Below are 24844 nucleotides of genomic sequence, written 5' to 3'. Positions count from 1 at the left end.
ACCCTTAATGAGTGAGTTGGAGCAAAAGTTTAATGAAATGGTAAAAGCAGTACGCAATGCGACCATTGAGTTCAAACCAGATAACACTGAGAAATTAAAACTATACGCCTTTTATAAACAGGCAACAGTGGGTGATGTTGATGGCAAATGCCCGTCGGTGTTAAAAATGGTTGAGCGCGCAAAGTGGATGGCTTGGAATTCGATCAAGGGGCAAAGCAAAGAAGAGGCAATGAAAGGCTATTTATCTGTTTTTGGTGATAAAGTAGAAATTGCACCAAAAATGTCGGTATCAGCTAAACAAGAAAATAGTCATACTCAAAATCAACCCTTATTAAGTGAGATGCAAGCTCAGCGTTGTATTCAGAAGGTTGCGGTTTTAGGAGCAGGTGTCATGGGGGCTCAAATTGCAGCACACTTTGGTAATGCTAGGATTCCAGTTGTTTTATTTGACTTAAAAGCAAAGCAAGGCTCAGCCAATGTTTTAGTTGAAGCATCACTTGAGAAACTCAAGAAACTCAATCCTAAACCATTTAGTTCATCTAAAGCGATACACTATATCACCGCGGCGAATTACGATGACGACTTAGAGAAATTGAAAGATTGTGGATTAATTATCGAGGCAATTGCTGAGAGGATGGATTGGAAGCAGGATTTATATCACAAAATAGCACCATATGTCTCAAGTAAAGCGATTCTTGCGTCTAATACTTCAGGATTAAGTATTAAGGCATTAACTAAAAGCTTGCCAGAACAACTGCATGCACGTTTTTGTGGGGTACACTTTTTTAATCCGCCACGCTATATGCCATTGGTTGAACTTATTCCTCATCATACAACCAAGCCAGAAGTATTAGATGAGCTCGAAACCTTTTTGGTGCAAAAATTAGGTAAGAGCATTATTCGTGCCAAAGACACTCCAAATTTTATTGCAAACCGTTTAGGCGTCTTTTCTATGTTGGCAACTTGCTATTACACGGAAAAATTTAATATTCCATTGGAAGTTGTTGATGGTTTAACGGGTAAAAAGCTAGGGCGTGCTAAAAGTGCAACTTATCGAACAGCAGATGTTGTTGGGCTTGATACCTTTGGTCACGTGGTCGATACAATGGCAAACAATCTTAAAGATGGTTGGGAGAAGGTATATAAACTGCCAGACTGGATTCATTTGCTACTGGCGCAAGGTGCTTTTGGTCAGAAAACTAAAAAAGGGTTCTATGTTAAAGAAAAAGATGGCTTAAAAGTATTGGATTTACAAACCAAAACCTATCGTTTATCTGATCAAAAGCCAGATAAAGAAGTAATAGAAATTTTGGCTGAAAAAAACTGGTCAGTAAAACTTGAGAAATTAAAAAATCTAAATCACCCACAAGCACAATTTTTATGGTCATGTTTTAGAGATAACTTTCATTACGCAGCTTGTCTTGTAGGTGAAATTTCAAATTATCCTAAAGATATGGACTTGGCGATTCGTTGGGGCTTTGGTTGGAAAGAGGGAATTTTTGAAATTTGGCAGCAAGCAGGTTGGCACAAAGTCATCCATTGGATAGAGGAAGATATTAGGTTAGGTAAGACTTTGTCAGCGCGAGCATTACCAGATTGGGTGCACGAGTTAAAAGAGGGGGTTTATGGTGACAATCAATCCTTTAGCTTTGCAAATAATGCTTTGATAACACGCAAGCAACTACCGGTATATGATCGACAATTGATTCAAGATTATGTGTTTAACGAGCATAGCGATATTCTAGCAGAGACACTTTATGAGAATGAAGGCGTACGTTTATGGACAATTGATGGTGAGGTGGGCATTTTAAGCTTTAAAAGTAAAATGTGTGCAATTGGTTCGGATGTATTAGATGGCATTTCACAAGCCATCAAGATTGTCGAGCAAAAATTAAAAGCAATGGTCATTTGGCAAGAACAAGATATTTTTTCAGCAGGTGCAAACCTTGAGGAATTTGGCTTTAAGTTCATGATGAATGGTAAAGATGCTGTGTATGAGGTTATTCAAAAGGGGCATCAAATCATCACTCAAGAGTTGCGTTATAGTAAAATCCCAGTGGTAGCAGCGGTAAAAGGCTTTGCCTTTGGTGGTGGGTGCGAGATTCTTTTACACTGCGATGCAGTTGTGGCTGCTCATGAAAGCTATATTGGTTTAGTGGAAGCAGGTGTTGGCATTATTCCTGGCTGGGGTGGTTCAAAAGAGATGGCAAAACGTGCATCAGTTGCTCAAGATCCTTGGAAAGAATTTGAAAAACGTTATAAGAATTTAGCAATGGCGCAAGTAGCAACAAGTGCTTATGAAGCAATTGAAATGGGCTTTTTGTGTGAAAGCGATACAGTTGTAATGAATAGCAAAGAAATTTTAAGTGTTGCAATTGAAAAAGCTAAATACCTTGCCTATTGTGGATATCAACCACCATTGAAACTGCCTGTCAAAGTCTTTGGTGAAGCGGGGATTGCAACAGTGAAAGGTCTTTTAGTGAATATGCGTGATGGTAATCAGATCTCAGCACATGACTATAAGATTGCAACAAATCTTGCTGATGCGATGTGTGGTGGTGAAATTGAAAAAGATACATTAGTGTCTGAGGATTGGTTACTGAAACGCGAGCTTGAAAACTTTGTTGAACTTGCTTTGTCTGAGAAGAGTGCTGCGAGGATGCAGTATATGTTAGAAACTGGGAAGCCATTGAGAAATTAGGTTTGACTGGATTAAAATTAATCAAGTTGATGTAAATAACTGGAGTGACTCACGTTGTTACTTTTAACGATAAAAAATTGCAAAAGCATAAGTCACTCCAGTTAAAGAAAATTAAAATTGGGAGTGTGTTCTGATGAGTGAACAAAATGTATATATCGTTGCTGCTAAAAGGTCGGCTGTCACAAAAGGTAAGCGTGGCGGTTTTGCTAAGAAGCGACCAGATGATTTATTAGCAGATATATTAAGAGTAACGGTAAAAGAGTCAGGAATTAATCCTGAAGATATTGGTGATGTTGTCATAGGATGTGCGATGCCAGAAGGTGAGCAAGGGATGAATGTGGCACGTATTTCAACGCTTTTAGCAGGATTGCCAGATTCAGTGCCTGCTTTTACGATTAACCGTTATTGTAGCTCAGGGCTTCAATCGATTGCGATTGCTGCTAATGAAATTGCCAGGGGTAATATGGAGGTTGCTATTGCAGGTGGGATTGAATCAATGAGCATGATTCCATTTGGTGGACATAATATTTCGTTTAGTAGTGAAATATTCACAAAAGATGAGAATGTAGCTATTGCTTATGGAATGGGGATTACCGCAGAAAATGTTGCAAAAGATTGGAATATCTCTCGTGAACAACAAGATGAGTTTGCATTAAAAAGTCATCAAAAAGCATTGAGTGCAATTGAAAATGGTTATTTAAAAGATGAAATTGTTCCTGTTGAAGTGCATCATAGAAAGCCAGATGAAGCAAAAGATAAAATCATCGATCACAAGAAAGTTATTCAACAAGATGAAGGTGCGCGTGCTGATACCTCCCTTGAAGCACTTGCAAAGCTAAAACCTGTATTTGCAGAAGGCGGTTCTGTTACAGCAGGTAATAGCTCACAAGTTTCAGATGGTGCTGCTGCTGTAGTGCTTGTCAGTGAATCATATCTTAAAAAACATAACTTGAAGCCACTAGGAAAGTTTTTAGGTTTTGCTGTGGCTGGTGTCCCAGCACGTATTATGGGAATTGGACCAATCAAAGCGATTCCAAAGGTGCTAGAACAAACCAATCTTACATTGGAAAATATTGACTGGATTGAGTTAAATGAAGCCTTTGCAGCGCAGTCATTAGCAGTTATGAATGAGTTAAAACTTGATGAGGCTAAAGTGAATCCTTGTGGTGGGGCAATTGCATTAGGTCACCCATTGGGTGCAACTGGTGCTGTTTTGACGGTGAAAGCATTACATGGCTTAAGGCGCACTGGTAAAAAATATGGCATGATTACAATGTGTATTGGTACTGGTATGGGGGCAGCTGGTATTATTGAAGCATGTTAGCTTGTTTTATGGACTTATGCGTCCTTTATATGAGTTAGAAACTGATATAGATAAAAATCAAATTTTAAACTCAGTATTCTTTAGAAACTGTATAGAGATAATTCCCATGTAAATTGGAAATTCTGTCACAGTTTCAACATTCAGTTGAAAATCTATATGAAGCACTATTCTCTAGGTGTTCAGTAAGTTTAATGTTTATGGCATATGTTAAAATTGCAAATAATCATCACTCTTCCCTTTTTTTGCTAGCCGCTTATAGCAGTTATGTTGCACAGGGGATCGGAACATTGTTCTTTCATTACCGAAGTCTTGATTAGAAGCATACCAAATGGTTTTGTCTCTTAAAAGGTTTTTAATGATAGAAAATATAGATAGCTACACAATTTAAAAATTTTAAAAAATTACTTCATTTTTTATTGATTTAAAAATAATAACCATTATCATTTATCAACTATTTGATAGTGGTTATCATTCTTATTAGGAGACATTTATGACGCAGGAACAATTATCAGTTCATGGAGTATCAGATACAAGTGAACGTAAAAAACAACAAATTGCAATACGGGCAAGACAATTGGCGAAACAAAAGCTTTATGGTGTATTAGCAACTCAATCTATTGCTATGCCAGGCTACCCATTTGGTTCTTTAGTGCAGTATGCTTTTGATGAACAAGGAGATTTGATTTTATATATCAGTAAGTTAGCTCAGCATACACGTAACATTGCTAAAGATGATAAGGTGTCTTTAACAGTGATTGAGGATGATAAACAAGATATTCAACAAGCCGGACGTGTGACAATAATGGGACGTTTAGTGCCTTCTCAAGATGAAGAAAAGGCAGCTAAAATTTATGTGCAGTTTTTCCCTGATTCAGCACATTATCAAGATAAAATGCACGATTTTCATTTTTATAGACTAACAATTGAAAAAGTTCGCTTTATTGGTGGGTTTGGCGATATTAACTGGGTAGTTAAAGAGGATTTTGCCTGTTACAAACGTTTAATCTACAAATGATCAATAGTGCGGTTGAGCATATGAATCAAGATCACCAAGCAGCACTTCATCTTTATTGTGATTTATTTGCCATTAAAAAAGAAGATAAAGATACGGACATTAAAATGATTTACTTTGATCAGGAAGGAATGTGGCTACAAAGCACACACAAGAATCATTACATTTCTTTTGATCATGTTGTTACCAATATGTCGATGTTAAGAGCCGTTTTGGTTGCAATGACAAAAAAAGCAAAGCAGCAACAGGCGATGAATGAACAAACGTTTTTAGAAAAGGTTGTATAACAGTCATGAATCATCTTTTTACTCAATTTGGTGTAATCGGATATACCATGTTGGTGGTAAGTTTTATTATTGTGGCACTTTGCATCGAAAGAGCATTAACTTTTTTGAGCTTGCCAAAGCTAAATTTAAAACGAGTTTCTGATATGATTTTAGCAATCAATCAAGACAATAAGAAAGAACTTAATGCATGCTTAGGTCAGCTTAAAAAACCGTTGTTAAAATACATAAAACCACTCTTTATCGAATCAAAACACATTGCTGAGAGTGAGCTTTGTCTTTTGCTTAGGAAACAGCGTCAACGTATGCAACGACCACTTATTTGGTTAAACCTATTTGCAGTTATTTCACCTATGCTCGGGCTTTTAGGAACAATTTGGAGCATGAGTCATTCTTTTGCAGCTTTAGCACAATCGCTAGATGGTAATGGGTTACATAACATGATCACGTATTTATCTCAAGCAATGTATGCCACTGCCTTTGGTATCGCTTTAGCATTGATGAGTTTGCTCGCTTTTTATAGCTTCCGTCAATATAGTGAGCGCTACCTTGCTAATTGCGAGGAAGCACTGAATTACTTGCTGCTTAGCTTAGATCGTCAACATGAGCGGAAGCTTAAGCAAAAAGAAAGCAATATGGTTAATCTAAAAACACAAGTCGCCTTATGATTATTAGTCACAGTCATTATGAACATGCAAGTCTTGAGGTAGATGAGCCAAACTTAATTCCCCTTTTAGACTTTATTTTGGTTTTATTGGTGATGTTTGTTTTATTAGCAGGACCTATCCAGCATGTAATCAAGTTACCATTGCCAGAAATCAAGGGCAATGTGACAGAACAAACTAAGACTGAATTAGTAACAATTTATTTACAAGCAAATGATGATTATAGGGTTGATGGTATGCATTTTAATACGCTTGATTCATTGAAAGCTTATTTACAAACCAAGCAGCAGACACAAAAATTAAATAGTATAAGCCTTGCTGCTAACAAAGATTTGCCATTACAAACAATATTGCAGGTATTTGCACTTGTGAAAGCACTCGGCTTAAAAACAGCAGATATACAAGTTAATAAATAATCTGAGTTTTATCACTATCTTTGAATTTTAATAAAACCTTCAAATTTAAACAGGAAATAGCGATGAAGAAAAAATTGTTGGTAAGTTTTATTGTGCTGATAATAGCTAACGCCACACATGCAGTACAGCAAAACAATGAACAACAGCGAGTGTTAGATCTAGATGAAATTCAAGTGCTTGCAATTAAAAAAGCTTTGCCAGAAGAGTTAAAAGACAAAGCAATATCCCTACCACTAGCATCTGATAATGATAGGGTATTACCTAATCTATCAGTACAAACACCTAGTAATCCTGTAGGATCAACTATTCATGCTTTAAATGAAATGGCAGGTGTACAAACTATAGGTGGTAATCGACCAATCTCACAGTCTGTTAGTATTGGAGGACTCACAGATGATCGTGTGTTTGTAGGTATTGATGGTGTGAATAATAATCTGGCTTCTTTTGGACATAATCAGACAAGACTATTACCTAATCAGAGCTTATATAAACAAGTTTCAGCTAGTCAATCTGGTGGTGATATTACTTATGGAAATGGTAACCTGGGGGGAGCTGTTAATTTTGTGACATTAGAGCCAAGTGATATTTTAAATGATCAAAATTTTGGTGGTAAAGTGGCAATAGAAGGGGCAACGGGTGATAAAAGCGGTAATGCTAATCTTGGTCTTGCTTTGAGAACAAAAGATGTAAGCTATTTATTTGACATCGTAGGTGTGCGAAATAATAACGTTCGTTTAAGTAATGGTCAAACCCTATCTGATTCAGCAAGTAATCAACTGCAATATTTAGCAAAAACCGTTTGGAATATCTCGCAAGCACAAACGTTAAAGCTTTCTTTTTTATCGATGCAAAATGTAGGACTTTACCCTGCAACGGTAAATAAACAAACTTCAGTTACCAATCCAAGCTCTAACTTTAATTATTTCCAAACTCAAAGTATGCTGAATTATCGATTTAACCCTAATAATCCTTATGTTGATTTGAATTTCAAAGCCTATTATAACGAGAATCATTTTAGTTCTTCCCCCATTACAAATGGTAATGGTTATGCCTTGCCTCAAGATATAAATGTCAACACTACAGGCGTGATGTTTTCGAATAATACAAAAGTTATTCAGCAGAGGCTTTTATATGGTGGTGAATATAACTTTATTAATGGTTATGATGGTTATAACAGTAATACAAGTGCAAATTTTCCAACCGCAACCCAACAGCTTTATAGTTTCTATTTGCAAGATAGTTGGGATATTATTCCAAGCCTAAATGTAACGATTGGTGGTCGATTTAATGGTTATCAAAGTCAAAGTAGTAATTTGAGTAGCGATGGCTCATTTTTCACTAAACAAGCCAGTATCAGCTATCAGGTTATTACGCCACTTAAGGTCTACATTGGTTATACAGAAGGTTATCGAATTCCATCGATTCAAGACTTATATTTAGGTGGAAATCATCCTTATAGTAGTTATGTATTTTTACGCTTTATCCCAAGTCCCAACCTTAATCCTGAAATTGGGCATAATAAAACAATTGGTTTTGTGTATGCTCAAGACTTAACCGATACACAAAAAATAAGTGTTTCAGGCAACGTGTTTTTAAATGACATTGATGACTATATTCTAAATAGTAACGTTAGTCTTATTATTAACCCACCACTACCACCAACAGCAGTTAATCAAAACATTAATATTTCCAAAGTGCAGATCTATGGATTTAACTTATCAGCGGGCTATCAAACCAACTGGTTTGATGTAATGACTAATTTCACGTATACGCGTGGGAAAACCAAATCAGCATATACTAATGATCGAGGCAAGATCATTCCTTCAGGCAGTGCCTTACCTATTCCACAAGCTAAGGGAATGGTTGCATTGGCTGTGCCGATTAAGATGATCGATAGCACTGTGCAGACACGTTTTGATTATGCCTTAGCGCAAAACTATGTGCCTAATAATACACCTAAAGTACCAGGTTATGCACTGTTGGGCTTAAGTTATCAATGGCAACCGCGTTTTGCTAAAGGTCTTACTTTATCGGCGGGTGTAGACAATATTTTTGATCAATACTATCAAGATTATGATGGCAGTACTTTGGTGCCAGCAATCGGTAGAAGTATTTATGCTCAGCTTAGCTATCGTTTTTAGGTAAATACATGTTTGAAGGTTATTTAAAACTTATTGTGGCAGCTCTAGGTTCATTTGCAGTGAATTTAGCGATATTGGGCGTTTTAAGCTCAAATTCCCTTACAAAGTGGCAACTTGGCGAAAGCCAATTACAGTCACAGCAACTTAAGCAAATATTACAAAGCATCACGCTTTCACAAGAGCCTCAAGCAAAAGTACAAAAAAACTTATCACAACCACCACAAGAGCTAAAGCTTGCAAATACGTCAATAGATAAGCAGAAATTAGATGAAAAGATTATAGCTACGACAAAAACAAAAAAAGAAACTAAGCTCCATCATAGTGATTATAAAAAAATGAAAGAACATGCACTCAAACAACATGAAGAGTCAGTAAAAACTCAGCAAGCAGTGGTTGAAATTACACGACAGCCTAAGCTTGCTTATACCCCACCTAAATTAAATTACCCAATTACTGCAATTAACAATAATGAACAAGGAAAGGTAAAAATTGAGGCCAACATTACAATAACAGGTGCAGTTGGAGAGTTGAAAATTATTCAATCAAGTGGTTTTCAAGCATTAGATCAAGCAGCAATTAAGTGGTTTAAAAAGTTAAAATTTACCCCTGCATTAAGTCAAGGCAAAGTGGTATCTACAAAAGTGGTGCAGGTAGTTTCATTTAACTTACAGGAGCAAATAGGTGGATAAGAAATTCTGGTTAATTATGATTGGTCTTTGGTTGAGTACATTTAGTGCGTATGCCAGTAAAGTGGTTACAATTGGTCCAAGTGCAAGTTCAATTGCAGTGGCATTAGGCGAAAAAAGTATAGTTGGTGCTGATAGCGAAAGTATTGAGTTTATAGGTAATAAACAATCAAGAAATTCTGAGCTTATGGAAAATGTAGGAAAGGTAAAAGATATTGGTTATATGCGTGCTTTAACGATTGAGGGTATTGTCAGCTTACAGCCAAATTTAGTTATTGCAGATGCAGCAGCTTCTCCTATTTCAGTTATTAAGCGTTTGAGTAACTTTAACATAGAGGTTATTAGTCTTAAGGAAGTTAAGGGTTTATCAGATGTAAAAGCAAATATTACTATGGTTGCAAAGGCATTAGCCAAACAGACAGAAGCTAGGCTTCTAATAGAAGAAATGGATCAAAAACTACAGTCAGCAATTAAAATTATTGATCAATATAAGCCAAAAAAGGTGCTCGTTTTATTACAAATAGCCGCAAGTAATGTCTACATGTTGGGCACAGATACACAAAGTAATCGTTGGCTAAGTTTAATTGGTGCACAAAACATACTGTCATTTAAAGGGATGCGTCCAGCATCTAAAGAGGGGTTAATGATATTAAAACCAGACGTTGTTATTGTTGCTCAAGCTATAAATAACATGCCGTTGCCATATGCTGAAATACTAGAATATTTACATAAACAAAATCAAACAAAAATCACTACTATTCATGCTGCAAGCTTAGATAATTTTGGTGCATCTTTTGGGGATACAGTTTTACAACTTGCCAAGAAGGTATATGAGGCATGAATCAAGTAAGTCACCAGTCAATAATAAATGCACAAAAGCTTTTTCAAGTACAGCGAAATAAATACCGATTATGGATAATAGCTTTGTTATTGTTACTCGCTATGTCTGCATTTTTATCCATTCAATTTGGTGCTTTTCATATCAGTTGGATACAAGTATTTGACACAAATAGTCTGATGCAGAAAGTTATCGTTGAGCTACGATTACCGCGTTTGTTAGCAACAATGGTAATCGGTGCGGCGTTAGCATTATCAGGTGTAACCATGCAGGGGTTATTTCGTAATCCTTTAGCTGACCCAGCACTATTAGGAATGACCAGTGGTGCATCGTTATTTGCAATTTTATTTTTGCTATTGGCTTCAAGTATCACTCAAACAGTTTTTTTAGTGACATGGGGATTAGGCTTGAGTGCCTTTGCTGGAAGCTTAGTTGTGACTTTTTTAACATATTTACTATCTGTGACAAAGGGACAAAGTAATCTTGGTCTTTTGGTATTGGCAGGAGTGGCAATTAATGCTTTATGTGGCGCATTAATTGGTGTGATGATTTATTTGTCAGATGATAGCATTTTACGTAGCATTACTTTTTGGAGTATGGGGAGTTTGGCTAATATTGACTGGGGACAGGTCATGTTCTTAGTTCCTTGTGTGATTATGAGTGTTTTCCTACTTTCCAATACGGCTAAATATCTTAATGCAATGATTGCTGGAGAAAGCTTTGCACGTATGTTAGGCGTAAATATTCAAAAGCAGAAATTTAAAAGTATTATTGCCATTGCACTATTGGTAGGCAGTAGCACTGCTGTTGCAGGTCCGATTGCTTTTGTAGGTCTGGTTGTGCCTCATATCGTACGGTTTTTAATCGGAGTTGAACACAAGCATTTAATGCTATTAGCTAGCATTTTTGGTGCATTATTATTGACTGTTGCCGATGTTTTATCACGTACGGTTTTGGCGCCTGCAGAGTTACCGATTGGATTGATGACAGCTTTAATTGGTGCACCTTATTTTATTTATCTGTTGTTTAGTCAGAAAGTACAAAGAGGTAGTTAACATGTTGGTACTAAATGAGGTTAGCCTTAAGCTTGGGAATAAAGTGATATTACATGATATTTCAATGACAGTGGCAAAAGGACAGATTACAGGTATTTTAGGTGCAAATGGTGCAGGAAAATCAACTTTACTAAAAGTAATCACAGGAGAGTATCCCCATTACCTTGGTCAGATTATGATAGATGGCGAATGTCTGTCTCAAATGCCAAGAATAACACTTAGCCAGAAAATGGCGTTTGTCAGTCAACATGAGCAGGTACTAGGAGACATTAAGGTTATTGATTATGTGTTATTGGGTAGATTAGCTTATTGTAATGGTGATTTCAAAGAAAAAGACTATGCCAAGGCAATGAAAGCCTTGTCATTACTAGACAGTAGCTGTTTTTGCACTAAAAATTATATGCAATTATCTGGAGGTGAGCGTCAGCGTGTACAGCTTGCTCGTGCACTGGTACAACTTAGTCAAGAGAATTCTGAGTATGAAGGTTATTTGCTTTTAGATGAATACAGTGCGCACATGGATATTTATTATCAACGTCAAACCTTAAATATTCTGTCAAATCTTGCTAAAAAATATGAACTTGGTGTACTTGTTATAGGGCATGACTTAAATATTGCTCTTCAATACTATCAGGAAAGTGTGCTACTAAAAAATGGGCAGATGCTGGGTTTTAATAAAACGGAGAATTTATTAGTATCAAATTATATTTATCAAGCATTCCAAACACAGGCTGAGCTTATTGAATTAAAGAACAAAAATAGTAAAGTGATTGTGTTGTCTTAAAACCATAAGCGCTCTTCTCTCTTTAAGTAGTTCAAGGTGTACTTTAATCCATCAAAAAGGTTGCTTATACTTGAAATCTCATGTGGTTTCCACCACTTGAAATTTGGAGATTTTGAATTTAGTAAAGACCATATACATTAACAGCAAAACAAGTAATGCGATAAAAGAAAATAACGCAATTGCAATGTTTGGTGTCACCAGCAAAAATAGTCCCCCAAATAAGGCGTAGCCTAGAGAAGTCAACGTTATCTCAAGCATCCAAATTACGGAGGTTACGGTTGCTCTAATCTCATTTGGTAAAGAATGTTGGATGTAATCAGCAAATAGAATAATTGCTATTTCTGGAATAACCATTGCCATAATAAAAAGACATATAGCCAAGCTCAGCGATGGCACAATATTTAAAAGCAAGACTACCCATAAAAGTATGACTGTAACATAACTAACTGTAGAGAAAGAAAACAGGTGCGTAATCCTATGCGCGACAACTACTGCAACACCTGATGTGGCTGTGATGATAGCAAATAGCGTACCAATACCCGCAACAGACATGCCATACCAGTTAAACAGTTCCTGAGCAAAAACAAAGTAAGGGGTTATGACGCCTTGCAGACAAGCAAAAGCAAATGCAAGAATAGCGAGCGGCGTATTAGATTTTTCACATAGAAAAGTTTTAAACTGTTGAGCGTTTTTAAGGATACTCATCTCAGAAGTAATTTCTTGTGCTATATTCTCTTCTTTTTTTATATCGCTTACTAAACCTAGGCATATGGCACCTAGAACCATGAATACAGCATAGCTTAAATAAACCGCTTCCCAAGAAATAGACTGCAAGAATCCGCCAATAAATATGGCGACTGCTAAAGAAATGTACTCAATTGCCCTCACTTGCCCTAAAAGTTTGATATGTAAATGGGTTTGATTAAGAGATTTTAATTTAGCAAAAAAGAAGGATTGTGGAACACTTACCATAATTGCAAACATCGCTCCCTTTAATGCGAAAATGACAGCAAAAATCATAAAGCCGCCAAGCATAATTTGTAATACAGCATCTAATGACATCATGAAAAGCGCCAATAACATGACCTTGCGATAACCAAATCTATCCGCAAGCAATCCCATCGGTATACTTATGAGTATATTACCCACATAGAATATAATTTGTAATATCCCAATTTGAGCGGTGTCAAAGTCCTTATAGAGCAAGAACAATACGAAAATCCCTCGATCAAAGCTCGCAGTAGAAAATGCTCGAGATAGGTAATATGGCACAATCCAGTTTAAATTCTTCATTCATCTACCCTTGTGTAAGTATTTAGCAAAATAATGCATGTTGTCTGGCACTGGCATAACGTATGAGATTATTGTTGTTGATTCACTGTCAACAACCTTTAAAAAATGATTAGCTGCTAGTTTTAGAATAAGATTAATATCTCGTTTCTCTGCGGTTATATTGGCTATCTGGCATAAGAAGCTAATATAATTTAGCTCTTTTTGGATATAGACGTTCTCTGCTACTTGCAAGAATTTCTGTTTTTTAGCATATGAAAGTTGATTGAAGTAATTTATAACCTCACTTTCACTATAGTGATGCATTTAAATTACCTCCATCCACCTGATAGCTGTCGTAATTCTTAATAATATTTGATGGCGTCATAAATTCTATTATCATCTCCTTTTTGAGGCAGCAAACTATAACATTTATGCGCAAGACTCTGCTCATTTGTTTTTAACACAAGGCATTTGGAATGTAAAATACTTATGTAGTTTTTTTGGTTCACAGAACCTAGATAAAAGGTGAAAATTTTAAAGTGAGAAGATCTGTATTCTGGGTGGTGAGAGTTATACTATTTATAGGGAGTTCTATTATGTTAATGAATGCTGCTAATGCTGAACTAATTGTGCTTGCATCACCACCTGAGTATGATGATTATTATAGAAAAGTTGAAAAAGACATCATTGCGTTTCAGATTAACTATGCGCAGAAGATTATTGCCAATGGTGATCAGGTATTAATTTTGAGTTCCGATAGACTTTATCAGGTTTATATAGATACATTAGGTAAAAATCATGTGTTAAATTATCCTATGCAAGATATATGGATGAGGGATTTTACACTTACTAACCCTATTCAACCTGTTATGTTTCGTTATAGCGCAGCAGGACAAGGGGGTGGGAAATTAGGTCAAAAGTTAGCAGATTCGGTACAAGCAGGCTTTTATCGGTTGGTTGAGTCTATAGGCGTTGCTTTTAAAAAGACAGATTTAATTAATGATGGGGGTAATTTTGTCGATGATTACGCAGGTAATGTAGTGTTAAGTGATAAATTTTTACGTGATAATAAACTTTCAGCACAAGAAGCAAAAGATAAATTAAGAGTATTAACAGATGCTAAAAATATTGCATTTATTGAAGCAGATGAACAAGGGGGTTTAGAACATGCTGATGGTATTGTTAGTTTTATTGATGAAAATACCTTAGTGATCAATAGTTACCCACAAGATCAGGCTTATGCAGAACAATTAAAGCAAGCTCTAAAGCAGTCTTTGCCAAATGTTAAGCTCTATGAGATAATCACGGCTTATAATTACTCAAATATCTATGATAAGCACTTTGGTTCAGCTTGTGGTTTGTATACGAATATGTTAGTAACTAAACAGCATATCTACTTTCCACAGTTTGGAATTCCTGAGGATAAAATTGCTTTAAAGCAAATACTTGCGATTACAACCAAAAAAGTTATTCCAGTTGACTCTTATGAAATTTGTAAAATGGGAGGAAGTGTGCGTTGCATGTCTTTGCAACTCAGAGGGGACAGTGCAGAGAAGTTAATTACGTTTGCCCAGAACGACAAACAAAAAAAGGATAAACTGCAATAATGTTATTTGGATCATGCTTAAGGCAAATGATTAAAGCCTGTTTACGTTTAACAGCACTAATTCCTTTTTCTTGAAAAATAATTTTTAATTTTTGACTGTGATTGCGCCCTATCGGTTGGCAGCGATCATGAGGTTCGCGGTTACGTATAAGGAGTACTTCTTTTGGCATATTAAAACTTGGGTTTTGGAGTTTAAGCCAGCTAAATATTTCATCTCTACTTGACTTGTGATTGAGGTTGATATCATTCATCTTAGCTGTAATAAACAATCGCTTATTTTCAATGTGAAGCATATGATCACTGAGTTCAAAGTGCCAATTACTACAGGCTTTGCTGATTCCAAGGCAAACTTGCTCAAGTTGTTCAAATGAAACGTGGCAATTTAATTCATCAAGCCAGAGTTTAACCATATGCTTTTGTTGTAATATAGGGTAAGTGTGCAGATGATTAAGGTTAATATGATTTTTATCAACACGCACAGTATCTAAAAGAGGATATAAGAAACTTTGTATTAATTGATGTGCCTCAGCACAAAGCTTTGCACTCCTAGTCAACGTTATCGTTGCACTTTCTGTAATGTTACAAAGCTTAGGCATAATTATATGACGAATGGCATTTCGTCTTAAATTTATATTGTCATTGCTTTCATCATTAATCCATTTTAGACCATGCTTTATACAGAATTTATGTAGAACATGCTTAGTCAAATGTAAAAAAGGACGAATTAAATGTCCATTAGCAAAAGCTTGTTGTGGTGCAATCGATGCTAAACCTTTAACACCACTACCACGAAGTGCATTTAGTAAAAATGTTTCGGCTTGATCTTCAATATGGTGACCAGTGACAAGCAAGCTATTAGGGTTAAGAGATAAAACTTCTTGAAAGAAAGTATAACGCTTATTACGAGCCCAGCTTTCGATATTGCTTTTATTATTAGGAGGAGTAAGTTTGTGACTGATGAAATCAATATTTAAAGCATAAGCTTGATTTTGGCAATGTATAAACCAGTTATCAGCATTAGGGCTTAAACCATGATGGATATGAATGGCATGTACAGAAACTTCTGACGCTAATTGTGAGCATAGGTATAAAAGTGCACTAGAATCTATCCCACCACTATAAGCAACATATAGGTGTTGGCTATCATATTGAGTAATGTAAGTTCGAATATTAGTAAGTGCGGTATTCATGTTTTAAAATAAGACACGTGAGCGAATAGTACCGTCAATCGCTTTTAATTGTTGCACGAGTACACGTGAAGTATCCTCAATACTATTAATATCTATAACCACATAACCAATATTATTAAGTGTTCTTAAAAATTGTCCTTCAACGTTAATGTCATGGTCAGAAAAAACACGGTTGATTGCACGCATCGTGCCTGGTTTATTCTCATGGATATGCAAGATTCTATGGACGTTTGCTTGTGTGGGTAAAGAAAGCTCAGGGAAATTCACTGCTGAAATAGTTGAGCCGTTGTCACTATATTTAATAAGCTTATCAGCAACTTCAAGACCTATGTTTTGTTGGGCTTCCAGTGTGCTACCTCCAATATGAGGTGTTAAAAATACGTTATTTAACCCAATAAGTTCACTTTCAAATAATTCTCCATTCTTAGAAGGCTCTTTAGGAAAAACATCGATTCCAGCACCTTTTAAATGTGCTGACTTAAGTGCATCAGAAAGTGCTTTAATATCCACAACGTTACCACGTGAAGCATTAATAAGAACACTTCCTTCCTTCATCAAGCTTAGCTCTTTTTGACCAATCATGTTTTGTGTGCTAGGTGTATCAGGCACATGAAGTGTGACGATATCAGATTGTTTTAATAAGTCAAAAATGCTAGCACATGCTTTGGCATTGCCTAATGGGAGCTTGTTTTCAATATCATAAAAAAGGATATTCAATCCTAAATTTTCAGCGAGTACGCTTACTTGAGATCCAATGTGCCCATAACCGATAATACCAAGTGTTTTCCCACGCACCTCATGTGCACCAGCTGTTGATTTTAGCCAATTTTGACGGTGCATTTGGATGTTTTTATCTATAGCGTTACGATAAAGTAAAATCATTTGACCGATTACAAGCTCAGCGACACTACGTGTATTTGAGAAAGGAGCATTGAAAACTGGAATGCCTAAAATTTGTGCAGCATCTAAATCTACTTGGTTAGTGCCAATACAAAAACAACCAATAGCGATCAGGTGAGAACATGCTTTAAGTACTTTTTCGCTTAATTGTGTACGTGATCGTATTCCCACAACTTTAATATCTTGTAAAGCGATAATGAGTGCATCGTCATCTAGTGCATGTGGGAGCGTTTGTACGTTGTTGTAACCTGCTTGAATAAAAGCGTTTTGCGCTTGTTCATGGATGCCTTCAAGTAGAAGAACTTTAATAGCAGCTTTATTTAAAGAGGTCATTTGTTGTGTCATTATACGGCAACCTGAGCTTTTATTGTGGGATGGAATTGATAGTTTACGACCTCAAAATCATTAAACTCATAGCTAAAAATAGACTCAGGTTTACGATTGATAGAAAGCGTTGGTAATCGAAAAGGGTTACGTGAAAGTTGTTCTTGTATTTGTTCATGATGATTACTGTAAATATGGCAATCACCACCTGACCAGATAAACTCGCCAATTTCTAAATTACATTGTTGTGCAACCATATATGTTAATAAGGCATATGAAGCAATATTAAATGGCACACCTAAAAACGCATCAGCCGAGCGTTGAGTGAGCATACACGAAAGTTTATTATTTGCGACATAAAATTGAAACAAAGTGTGACAAGGTGGCAATGCTGCTTTTCCCTTTTTAACGTTTTGTTGAGGCGAGAGGGATTCGTCTGGTAAAACCGCAGGATTCCAACTATTTACAATAATACGCCTTGAGTCTGGACGAAATTTGATTAGATCAATGGCTTGTTGAATTTGATCTATTGTCTCTCCTGTAGGCGTTTGCCAGCTACGCCATTGTTTGCCATAAATAGGACCAAGGTCTCCGGTTTCCAGCGCCCACTCATTCCAAATGCGTACGCCGTGCTCAAGAAGGTAATTGTTGTTGGTATCGCCTTTTAAAAACCATAAAAGCTCATAAACTACACTTTTAAAATGGACTTTTTTGGTGGTGACAAGCGGAAAACCTTTTGTTAAATCAAAGCGCATCTGATAGCCAAAAATGCTTTTAGTACCTGTGCCTGTGCGATCTGTTTTAACTATGCCATGGCTATTTATATAACGTAGAAAGTCAAGGTATTGTTGCATCGTCACTCCTTATGGATTTGAGTAGATTTCTTATTTTGCATCGAAAGATATAGTAAGATTAAAAGCCCAGAAATAATCATAGGCGAAGATAATAATTGTCCCATCGTCATCCAGTCAAATAGCATATAACCCATTTGTGAATCAGGTTGACGGAAAAACTCAGCAATGAATCTAAAGAGTCCATACCATACCAAGAAATTTGCTGAGATAAACAAACGAGGTCGTCTCTTACGTGATAAAAACCATAAAATAACAAACAATACCACTCCTTCTAATGCAAACTCCAATAACTGGGAAGGATAACGTGGCAAAGGACCGCCATTTGGAAAAATCATTCCAATCGGGGAATCTGTTACACGTCCCCAAAGCTCACCATTTATAAAATTACCCAATCGTCCAGCACCTAGTCCAATCGGCACCATAGGAGCAATAAAATCAAGAATATCAAAAACATTACATTTATGTTTGCGGCAAAATAAGGAGATTGCAAGAATCACTCCGATTAAACCACCATGAAATGCCATGCCACCATCCCAGACTTTAAAAATAACCCAAGGTGCACTGATGAAATTAGATAAATCATAAAAAACCATATAGCCAAGGCGTCCGCCTACGATAACGCCCAAAGCTGCATAAAAAATCATATCAGAAACTTGGTCTTTATTAATCGGACTATATGGTTTTTTGCAACGGATAAGTGAAAGAGCCCACGCCCCAGCAAAGCCCACAAGATACATAATGCCATACCAGTGTACTTTAATTGGACCAAGTGAAAATGCAACGGGGTCAATTTGTGGATAAATCAACATTTAGAAATTTTTTTATACTTTGAGTGAAGTGGCATTATTATATACCTATCACAAACCATTTTACAGATTTTATCACTTTGAATTATGCACTTTGGTTTTTGTTATGGTTATTGCAAATGATAAAGTTCGTACATCTCTTTTGCATGCTGTAAGGTTTTATCGGTCATCTCAACACCACCAATGATGCGAGCAGTTTCGTGAATTCGCTGATTTTTATCAAGCTCAATGATTTCAGAAACCGTATGATCTTTGAGGTGTTTTTTAACAATATGAAGTTGTTGATCGCCTTGAATGGACACCTGTGCTTGATGAGTGATACAGAGAATTTGGGCATTTTGTGAAACCTGTTTTAATAGTTTGCCGACGATCTCAGCAGTGCCACCACTAATTCCTACATCTACTTCATCAAAAATAATAGTAGGAGGTGCTATTTTTTTAGAAGAAACGACGTGAATAGCTAAACCAATACGACTTAATTCTCCACCTGAAGCGACTTTGTCAATTACAGCAGCTTGTTGTCCTGTGTTAAAGTTAATCAAAAATTCGCAGTGGTCTATCCCTGTCGCCTGCTGTGTTTTGCTTGGTGTGAGTTTGACATAAAATTCGCCTTTAGGAATATTAAGCTTATGAATATGTGTTTCAATCTCTTTAGCAAATGCTTTAGCTGCTATTTGACGCTTGTTACTTAAGTCTTTGGCCAGGTTAAGATAACTTTGTTGCAGCACATCTTTTTGTGCGATTAATTCTTTTAGCTTTTGTTCACTTTGATCGTGAAGGGATAAGCTTTGTTCAAGTTCTGCGATATGTTGATACAATAATTTCGGTTCGACTTTATGTTTACGAGCAAGCTTATAAATATGATCGAGTCTTTGCTCAACCTCATAGAGCTTCTCAGGATTGACTTCCAACTGATTAAGAATTGATTTTGCTTCTTGATCACATTCTTGGAGATAGACTTTAGCTTGTGTAAGTAGTTCTAATATGTTTTTGAACTGTGGCTGTTCACTATAAGAATATAGGCTATTTAATAGGTGATCTATCATACTTAATAAACTTTGTTCACTGTCATTTACAATATCGCTTATCTGCGCAATAGCTTGAATTTGTCCTTTAGCATTAGCTAGTTGCTTGTGATCACTATCTAATTGCTGAAGTTCATCTTCTTTCAATTCAAGTTGTTTAAGTTCATCATATTGATACTACATCAAGACCAAAGCTATTTTTTCCTTAGCAATTTTCTCTTCTTCGTCAGTGATAGCATGAGTAAGCTCAGTTAGAGTTTTATAAGTTTGTGAAAGTGACTCAATTTCATTGATAAGACCTGCATAAGTGTCTAAACGTAAGAGTTGATTAGTTGATTCAAGTAAACTGTGATGCGCATTTTGACCATAAATACTAATAAGGTACGGGCTTAATGTTTTGAGTTGGTTTAACGTGACTGGAGCACCATTAATAAAAGCACGGTTTTTACCATCATGATGGATAATGCGCCGTAAAATACATTCACTGCCTTCATTGAGTTCCAATTCTTCTAGAAAACGTATTGCTTCAGGAATATCTTTAATAATAAAAATAGCGGAGATTTCACAAGGTTCACTCTGAGGATAATTCGATTTGTCAACTCTTGCACCTAGCACAATATTAAGTGCATCTAACAAGATTGACTTTCCAGCACCAGTTTCTCCGGTAATAGTGGTCATGCCTTGTTTAAAATGGATTTCAGTGCTTTTGATGATGGCAAAATTTTTAATACTCAAAAAACTTAGCATAGGCTCTTTCGTATCAAACACAGTGTACCAAAAATTTAACATATCTTAAGGCAAAAATCTTTTAAAATATCATTGAGGGGTGTGGGTTTGATAATTCTAAATTATTATAAGAGGTATGATAAAAACTGTGCTGCAAGTTGCATTGCACTCTAGTGCAATGTGGGAAGTGTCATGTAAACTAAAGCAACATAAATATGTAAGAATTTATTATAATGCCTAACATCACTCTTTTTGATTTTGACCATACTCTTATTTCTGTTGACTGCTCTAATGAGTGGACAAAATATCTCTGTCAACAAAACTTTGTGAATAACCCAAAAGCTTATATGGCAACTAAAAATGCCTATGCCCGCGCTTATCTTGAAGGTCAAGTTGATATGCTTGGCTTTTCTCGTTTTATACTCAATGGTTCTATATTAGTGTCTATATTTATTACCTGCTCCTGGCCCTATCTGAAGTGGCGGCTCAGCGCACGTACCTTAACACTGGTCCAGATAGGGTGAAAGAGGATGTTTCGGTTTGTGTGGCTGGTTCAACCATAGAAGTATCCTTGCTCATTTTGGTATCTCAGGCAGGCTAAAGTCATCATAGAAATCATCAACGGTATAAGCATACACCTCATCGTGATGTATGGTTGATTTATATGTAATTACTTTTGGCGTAAAAACACCGATATATGTTGGCATAATTTTTAATGAGTTCTTTTTGAAAACATTTGGCGTATAAGCTGCAAAATTTTTGTTCCCTGCATGACGTGCAGATTCATATAAAAATGCTTCGATGTTATTTTTTCTCATGGATTTGGATAGTTGCTGTGTATAGGCATAACTATCTTTTGATGTCAGCAGTTTATGATCTAGGCGATCAATTTTAGTGAGATCAAGAAAATTCTGGATATTGCATTGTATGGAAAAAACAATTCTCTCAAAGTAAAGTATGTCGTCTATGTTTGCTTTTCGATTGAAGTTAAATAAATAAAAGGCTGACTCAGCTAATGCGGTTTTTTTGTTTGTTGATCCATACCACAATGATTTTTCGTAGATAGAACCGAATCGAGATCCATACTCTAATGGTGGGTATCTAAATGGCGTATAGATTAAGTAATGGTGACCTGTATAGTCAATTTCAGGTTTTGCTTTTTCCTCAAGCAATTGTTCAAGCCGCTCTTGTTCTTGAACGTTCCCGTCAGTAAGTTTAAGAGTTGATGCAGTATTTTGGTTTTCAACGCTTCGATATACGGTTAATCGTTCGCATTTTTGTATATATTTGCTGACAAAATTAAACTCGTCCACGGTAATAGTCCAAGTAATTCATCACCAACACCAAGCCTTTTACTGATTTCATTAAGTCTAGTGGTTTGTTACCGTCAAAGTCATCATTACTGTTAGTTAACCACTTTTTACATATAGGCTCATTTCCGCCGTATATTGCATCAAGAGATCTGATGATTTTAATGAAATAAAGTGCCAGTTCACCCGTTGTCGTTTCAGGCGAAAAAGTGTTTGAATTTTGTTTTTTTGCTTTACTGAAAGCTGAATTACTCATGTGCAGCACCCTTGCAATCTCAGATTGTGGAATACTATATAGCTTTGAGGTATTCTCTAATGACTTTGCAATGATTGAGCTATCATTTGTTATGCTTAGTGCTGTCATATTCATCACTTTATATTTTGTTTCTTTGGGAAATTCTAACAAATAGAGTTGAAAAAGTAAAATTTATATTGCAACCGCTGATTGGTTATAGCAGTGATGACTTGCAAAAAATATTTAATAATTTTGCCGAATATATTGTCAATCTCCGGCTATTACAATGGGATTTGATAAAATCAAAATTAGAGTGGCATATTCGTCAGTTGGGCTGAAAAAAACATATTTGGCTCAACAGAAAACTGAGTTCCAACTTAGCAAAAGAATTCTAAATGGGACAGACTTGATCGAACACCATACTTATTCAGGCAAACTTGACTTAAGTGGTTTTCATGAAGGAAGAAAGCTATTAACAAGAGCCTTTGAGAATGAGCTAACAGTCTGCTTAAAGAGTTTAATTTAATCACCACTTTTAAAGTTATATAGTGTAACTTGATTTTAAAAAGCTAACTAGAAGGAGAAAAAAATGTCATGTATTTACCTATTGGAGAGCAATATGGCAGGGAATGCAGCTATAGCAACTAGTGAAGCGAAAAAGCTTGGTTACAAAGTGAAATTCATCTGTATTAACATGACAGAATATGCTGATGCAGTTATTAATCCATGCACTTTTGCTGATGAGGTTCATGAAGTTAATACCTATGATATTACAAAGCTGCTTCATTTTTTTGAGGATGAAAAGGAATCTGAAAAGATAGAGGTTATTGTTGCTTTTGATGATTTTCGGATTGTTCAGGCAGCTATTTTAAATGCTAAATATACTCATAAAGGTGCTACTTTGGAGTCAATACTTGCCTGCCGTTTTAAAGATATAATGCGAAAAGCTGTTAGCCACCTTAAACAATCAGTGGCATATGAGGTCATTGACTTTAAACAAAAATACGACTCTAGTCCAATTGGTTATCCTTGTGTCGTTAAGCCAAATGATGAAAGTGGAAGTGTTGGGGTGAAAATTTGTCACAGCAATGAAGAGTTTATCGAGGCTGTCAATAATATTTATCAGCTCACTTCACCAAATTGTAGAGGGTATCAGATTGCGACAAAAATCCTCGTTGAAGAGTATATTCCAGGTGATGAGTATAGTGCAGAAATGGTTTGGAATCCTGATTTAAATGAGTGGTTATTATTGGGAGTGACAAAGAAATTTGTTTCTCCTCCTCCATATTGCGTTGAAGTTGGGCATATTTTCCCATTTGGAGATGCTCAATTTGAAAAAGAGGTTGAATTGCAGCTAAAAGAAGTGCTTGCAACAATAGGTTTTAAAAATAGCTTTGCCCATGTAGAGTTTAAAGTTATAGGTGGTGTTCTAAAATTAATAGAAATCAATCCTCGAGTTGGTGGGGATCAGATTCCTGAGCTGATGAAACTCGCCAAACACATAGATCCTATCGCATTATATCTACGCGCATCCCTTGGAATTAGGTTTGAAGCATTGGAGTTAGACAAAAAGCAACAGCAAAGTGAAGGAAAAACTTATGCCGCCATTTGCTTTTTATTTTCAACTAAAGAAGGAGAGGTGAGTCAACTTAAAATTGGCAGCAACTTTGAGCACAGTCATAAAACTCACCTTGCCCAACTTCCAAAGAAAATAAAAGGGTTAACCAGTACAGAAGATCGTTTGGGTTTTGTAATACAAACTTTTAGCTCCACATCACAGGCGATTAATTTTATTGAAAGCACATCACAAAAAATTGCAGTAGAGGTGTATGCAGATGAATAAAATTGCATTTATTGGCAGTAATGAGCTGTTACTGGATCGAGCGAAACAATTAAAGCTTTCAGTTGTTTTGATTCATAAAGCACAAGAAGTTACTGATAGATCACGTGCTTTGGCTGATCAGTGTTTGTTACTTGACTATGGAGACCATAATAATCTTGATTGCATGGTTTCCTTTCTGAAACATCATAAAGTTCAAGCCATTGTTACCTTAAGGGAAGATGCCCTTATTAGTGCTGCTTTGCTTAATAAAGAGTTGGGATTAGGTTGGGAAAACGAGTTAGTGATTACTCAAAAATTAAAAGATAAAGTTGCTATGCGCGAGTTTATAGCAGCAAAATCCTATAGCGTTCCATTTTTTTCCATCACCCACCGTAAGGAGTTGATTGATCTTTATAACCAAATCAAAGCCCCGATTATTACCAAGCCTAAGAGTGGTGTGGGTAGTCAGAATGTTTCTAAAGTTGAATCTTGGAGTGACATAGCACAAATTGATTGTTCATCGCCTTTGATTGCGGAAAAATTTATTCATGGAATTGAATATTCCGTTGAGAGTTTCTCATGTAATACCCAGCATAATATTCTAGCAATTACTAAAAAGATGCTTTACCAAACTGCTGATAGTAAGTTTGTCGAGCAAAGGCATATTATTGGAGAGGAAATTCCTGCAAACGTTAATGCGCTAATTCATGACACAGTTATTCAGTTTTTGTGTGATATGAACGTAGAAAATGGAGCATATCATACAGAAGTTATCGTTGATGGTGGTAGTTGCTTTATCATCGAATCTCATAACCGCGTTGGTGGGGATAGCATCCCTGATCTTGTATATTGAAAGACAGGAATAGAC

General features: G+C 36.1%; 26 protein-coding genes. 16 read left to right on the top strand and 10 right to left on the bottom strand.

The genetic code is table 11. The features are described 5' to 3' along the window. Window positions 1-7 precede the first annotated feature (7 nt). The 11 genes from M1V25_RS05420 (at window position 8) to M1V25_RS05370 (ending at window position 11906) form a co-directional block, all read left to right on the top strand. Window positions 8-2701 (top strand): acyl-CoA-binding protein, encoded by a 2694-nt coding sequence (locus tag M1V25_RS05420; protein ID WP_498842665.1) that lies wholly within the window; start codon window positions 8-10, stop codon window positions 2699-2701. Between the two features lie 133 nt (window positions 2702-2834). After that, a complete protein-coding gene (locus tag M1V25_RS05415) occupies window positions 2835-4025 on the top strand; it encodes an acetyl-CoA C-acyltransferase (protein WP_498842664.1) in 1191 nt (396 codons plus the stop codon). 490 nt (window positions 4026-4515) lie between these two features. Further along, window positions 4516-5040 carry a HugZ family pyridoxamine 5'-phosphate oxidase gene (locus tag M1V25_RS05410; RefSeq protein ID WP_498842663.1) on the top strand — a complete coding sequence of 175 codons (525 nt, stop codon included), beginning with the start codon at window positions 4516-4518 and terminating at the stop codon, window positions 5038-5040. Further along, a complete protein-coding gene (locus tag M1V25_RS05405; RefSeq protein ID WP_498842662.1) occupies window positions 5037-5324 on the top strand; it encodes a DUF2470 domain-containing protein in 288 nt (95 codons plus the stop codon). Before M1V25_RS05410 ends, M1V25_RS05405 begins: the two co-directional genes overlap by 4 nt. A 5-nt stretch (window positions 5325-5329) precedes the next feature. After that, entirely contained in the window at window positions 5330-5989 is a 660-nt protein-coding gene (locus tag M1V25_RS05400) for a MotA/TolQ/ExbB proton channel family protein (protein ID WP_116964476.1), read from the top strand. Further along, window positions 5986-6402 (top strand): ExbD/TolR family protein, encoded by a 417-nt coding sequence (locus M1V25_RS05395; protein WP_116964475.1) that lies wholly within the window; start codon window positions 5986-5988, stop codon window positions 6400-6402. Before M1V25_RS05400 ends, M1V25_RS05395 begins: the two co-directional genes overlap by 4 nt. A gap of 62 nt (window positions 6403-6464) precedes the next feature. After that, window positions 6465-8543 carry a TonB-dependent receptor domain-containing protein gene (locus M1V25_RS05390; RefSeq protein ID WP_498842661.1) on the top strand — a complete coding sequence of 693 codons (2079 nt, stop codon included), beginning with the start codon at window positions 6465-6467 and terminating at the stop codon, window positions 8541-8543. Between the two features lie 8 nt (window positions 8544-8551). Further along, entirely contained in the window at window positions 8552-9232 is a 681-nt protein-coding gene (locus M1V25_RS05385) for an energy transducer TonB (RefSeq protein WP_498842660.1), read from the top strand. After that, complete coding sequence (locus M1V25_RS05380) at window positions 9225-10070, top strand: heme/hemin ABC transporter substrate-binding protein (protein WP_498842659.1); 846 nt, start codon at window positions 9225-9227, stop codon at window positions 10068-10070. Before M1V25_RS05385 ends, M1V25_RS05380 begins: the two co-directional genes overlap by 8 nt. Beyond that, window positions 10067-11122 (top strand): FecCD family ABC transporter permease, encoded by a 1056-nt coding sequence (locus tag M1V25_RS05375; protein WP_116964471.1) that lies wholly within the window; start codon window positions 10067-10069, stop codon window positions 11120-11122. Before M1V25_RS05380 ends, M1V25_RS05375 begins: the two co-directional genes overlap by 4 nt. Before the next feature lies 1 nt (window position 11123). Beyond that, window positions 11124-11906 (top strand): ABC transporter ATP-binding protein, encoded by a 783-nt coding sequence (locus tag M1V25_RS05370; RefSeq protein WP_116964470.1) that lies wholly within the window; start codon window positions 11124-11126, stop codon window positions 11904-11906. Window positions 11907-11984: 78 nt separating this feature from the next. Here M1V25_RS05370 and M1V25_RS05365 read toward each other — a convergent pair whose 3' ends face one another. Both M1V25_RS05365 and M1V25_RS05360 read right to left on the bottom strand, forming a co-directional pair. Next, window positions 11985-13199, bottom strand: a complete 1215-nt coding sequence (locus M1V25_RS05365; RefSeq protein ID WP_498842658.1) for an MFS transporter — start codon at window positions 13197-13199, stop codon at window positions 11985-11987. Continuing rightward, on the bottom strand, window positions 13200-13502 hold the full coding sequence (locus M1V25_RS05360) for a hypothetical protein (RefSeq protein WP_498842657.1): 303 nt from the start codon (window positions 13500-13502) through the stop codon (window positions 13200-13202). 272 nt (window positions 13503-13774) lie between these two features. Between M1V25_RS05360 and M1V25_RS05355 the strand changes: the two genes are divergently transcribed. Next, entirely contained in the window at window positions 13775-14785 is a 1011-nt protein-coding gene (locus tag M1V25_RS05355) for an agmatine deiminase family protein (protein ID WP_498842656.1), read from the top strand. On the opposite strand, the gene tilS is transcribed toward M1V25_RS05355, so the two are convergent. From tilS to M1V25_RS05325, 6 genes are all read right to left on the bottom strand, one after another. After that, on the bottom strand, window positions 14739-15974 hold the full coding sequence (gene tilS / locus M1V25_RS05350) for a tRNA lysidine(34) synthetase TilS (RefSeq protein WP_498842655.1): 1236 nt from the start codon (window positions 15972-15974) through the stop codon (window positions 14739-14741). The genes M1V25_RS05355 and tilS overlap by 47 nt on opposite strands. A 3-nt stretch (window positions 15975-15977) precedes the next feature. Further along, a complete protein-coding gene (gene serA, locus M1V25_RS05345) occupies window positions 15978-17219 on the bottom strand; it encodes a phosphoglycerate dehydrogenase (RefSeq protein WP_498842654.1) in 1242 nt (413 codons plus the stop codon). After that, entirely contained in the window at window positions 17219-18052 is an 834-nt protein-coding gene (locus tag M1V25_RS05340; RefSeq protein ID WP_116964464.1) for a thymidylate synthase, read from the bottom strand. Before M1V25_RS05340 ends, serA begins: the two co-directional genes overlap by 1 nt. Window positions 18053-18054: 2 nt before the next feature. Next, window positions 18055-18861: a prolipoprotein diacylglyceryl transferase gene (lgt, locus tag M1V25_RS05335; RefSeq protein ID WP_116964463.1), complete on the bottom strand. Its 807-nt coding sequence runs from the start codon at window positions 18859-18861 to the stop codon at window positions 18055-18057. 107 nt (window positions 18862-18968) lie between these two features. Then, the gene (locus M1V25_RS05330; protein WP_498842653.1) at window positions 18969-20030 is read right to left on the bottom strand and encodes a DNA repair protein RecN; all 1062 of its coding nucleotides are present in this window, start codon (window positions 20028-20030) and stop codon (window positions 18969-18971) included. Between the two features lie 30 nt (window positions 20031-20060). Next, window positions 20061-20651, bottom strand: a complete 591-nt coding sequence (locus tag M1V25_RS05325; RefSeq protein ID WP_498842652.1) for an AAA family ATPase — start codon at window positions 20649-20651, stop codon at window positions 20061-20063. 191 nt (window positions 20652-20842) lie between these two features. On the opposite strand from M1V25_RS05325, the gene M1V25_RS05320 reads away from it, so the two are divergent. Continuing rightward, on the top strand, window positions 20843-21133 hold the full coding sequence (locus M1V25_RS05320) for a hypothetical protein (protein ID WP_498842651.1): 291 nt from the start codon (window positions 20843-20845) through the stop codon (window positions 21131-21133). 51 nt (window positions 21134-21184) lie between these two features. Here the strand turns inward: M1V25_RS05320 and M1V25_RS05315 are convergent, their stop codons facing one another. Together M1V25_RS05315 and M1V25_RS05310 are read right to left on the bottom strand one after the other, a co-directional pair. Then, complete coding sequence (locus M1V25_RS05315) at window positions 21185-21922, bottom strand: RES family NAD+ phosphorylase (protein WP_498842650.1); 738 nt, start codon at window positions 21920-21922, stop codon at window positions 21185-21187. Then, the gene (locus tag M1V25_RS05310) at window positions 21909-22283 is read right to left on the bottom strand and encodes an antitoxin Xre/MbcA/ParS toxin-binding domain-containing protein (RefSeq protein WP_498842649.1); all 375 of its coding nucleotides are present in this window, start codon (window positions 22281-22283) and stop codon (window positions 21909-21911) included. Before M1V25_RS05310 ends, M1V25_RS05315 begins: the two co-directional genes overlap by 14 nt. Window positions 22284-22440: 157 nt before the next feature. Between M1V25_RS05310 and M1V25_RS05305 the strand changes: the two genes are divergently transcribed. The 3 genes from M1V25_RS05305 to M1V25_RS05295 all read left to right on the top strand — a co-directional run bounded on the left by M1V25_RS05305 (window position 22441) and on the right by M1V25_RS05295 (window position 24829). Further along, a complete protein-coding gene (locus M1V25_RS05305) occupies window positions 22441-22680 on the top strand; it encodes a hypothetical protein (RefSeq protein WP_498842648.1) in 240 nt (79 codons plus the stop codon). A gap of 63 nt (window positions 22681-22743) precedes the next feature. Continuing rightward, entirely contained in the window at window positions 22744-23997 is a 1254-nt protein-coding gene (locus tag M1V25_RS05300; protein ID WP_498842647.1) for an ATP-grasp domain-containing protein, read from the top strand. Next, window positions 23990-24829, top strand: a complete 840-nt coding sequence (locus M1V25_RS05295) for an ATP-grasp domain-containing protein (RefSeq protein ID WP_498842646.1) — start codon at window positions 23990-23992, stop codon at window positions 24827-24829. The genes M1V25_RS05300 and M1V25_RS05295 overlap by 8 nt, the downstream gene beginning before the upstream one ends. Window positions 24830-24844: the final 15 nt, after the last annotated feature.

This window comes from Candidatus Nebulibacter yamunensis (genome assembly GCF_024208055.1).
GTDB classification, from domain to species: domain Bacteria; phylum Pseudomonadota; class Gammaproteobacteria; order Francisellales; family Francisellaceae; genus Caedibacter; species Caedibacter lacustris.
Note: the sequence above shows the minus strand (reverse complement) of the source record. Positions and strands in the feature narration are given on the sequence as shown.

Bases quoted from the DNA above. Each gene is read 5' to 3' on its own strand.
- M1V25_RS05420 (WP_498842665.1), top strand. From the start codon at position 8: ATGAGTGAGTTGGAGCAAAAGTTTAATGAAATGGTAAAAGCAGTACGC.
- M1V25_RS05415 (WP_498842664.1), top strand. From the start codon at position 2,835: ATGAGTGAACAAAATGTATATATCGTTGCTGCTAAAAGGTCGGCTGTC.
- M1V25_RS05410 (WP_498842663.1), top strand. From the start codon at position 4,516: ATGACGCAGGAACAATTATCAGTTCATGGAGTATCAGATACAAGTGAA.
- M1V25_RS05405 (WP_498842662.1), top strand. From the start codon at position 5,037: ATGATCAATAGTGCGGTTGAGCATATGAATCAAGATCACCAAGCAGCA.
- M1V25_RS05400 (WP_116964476.1), top strand. From the start codon at position 5,330: ATGAATCATCTTTTTACTCAATTTGGTGTAATCGGATATACCATGTTG.
- M1V25_RS05395 (WP_116964475.1), top strand. From the start codon at position 5,986: ATGATTATTAGTCACAGTCATTATGAACATGCAAGTCTTGAGGTAGAT.
- M1V25_RS05390 (WP_498842661.1), top strand. From the start codon at position 6,465: ATGAAGAAAAAATTGTTGGTAAGTTTTATTGTGCTGATAATAGCTAAC.
- M1V25_RS05385 (WP_498842660.1), top strand. From the start codon at position 8,552: ATGTTTGAAGGTTATTTAAAACTTATTGTGGCAGCTCTAGGTTCATTT.
- M1V25_RS05375 (WP_116964471.1), top strand. From the start codon at position 10,067: ATGAATCAAGTAAGTCACCAGTCAATAATAAATGCACAAAAGCTTTTT.
- M1V25_RS05370 (WP_116964470.1), top strand. From the start codon at position 11,124: ATGTTGGTACTAAATGAGGTTAGCCTTAAGCTTGGGAATAAAGTGATA.
- M1V25_RS05365 (WP_498842658.1), bottom strand. From the start codon at position 13,199: ATGAAGAATTTAAACTGGATTGTGCCATATTACCTATCTCGAGCATTT.
- M1V25_RS05360 (WP_498842657.1), bottom strand. From the start codon at position 13,502: ATGCATCACTATAGTGAAAGTGAGGTTATAAATTACTTCAATCAACTT.
- M1V25_RS05355 (WP_498842656.1), top strand. From the start codon at position 13,775: ATGTTAATGAATGCTGCTAATGCTGAACTAATTGTGCTTGCATCACCA.
- tilS (WP_498842655.1), bottom strand. From the start codon at position 15,974: ATGAATACCGCACTTACTAATATTCGAACTTACATTACTCAATATGAT.
- serA (WP_498842654.1), bottom strand. From the start codon at position 17,219: ATGACACAACAAATGACCTCTTTAAATAAAGCTGCTATTAAAGTTCTT.
- M1V25_RS05340 (WP_116964464.1), bottom strand. From the start codon at position 18,052: ATGCAACAATACCTTGACTTTCTACGTTATATAAATAGCCATGGCATA.
- lgt (WP_116964463.1), bottom strand. From the start codon at position 18,861: ATGTTGATTTATCCACAAATTGACCCCGTTGCATTTTCACTTGGTCCA.
- M1V25_RS05320 (WP_498842651.1), top strand. From the start codon at position 20,843: ATGCCTAACATCACTCTTTTTGATTTTGACCATACTCTTATTTCTGTT.
- M1V25_RS05310 (WP_498842649.1), bottom strand. From the start codon at position 22,283: ATGACAGCACTAAGCATAACAAATGATAGCTCAATCATTGCAAAGTCA.
- M1V25_RS05305 (WP_498842648.1), top strand. From the start codon at position 22,441: ATGGGATTTGATAAAATCAAAATTAGAGTGGCATATTCGTCAGTTGGG.
- M1V25_RS05300 (WP_498842647.1), top strand. From the start codon at position 22,744: ATGTCATGTATTTACCTATTGGAGAGCAATATGGCAGGGAATGCAGCT.
- M1V25_RS05295 (WP_498842646.1), top strand. From the start codon at position 23,990: ATGAATAAAATTGCATTTATTGGCAGTAATGAGCTGTTACTGGATCGA.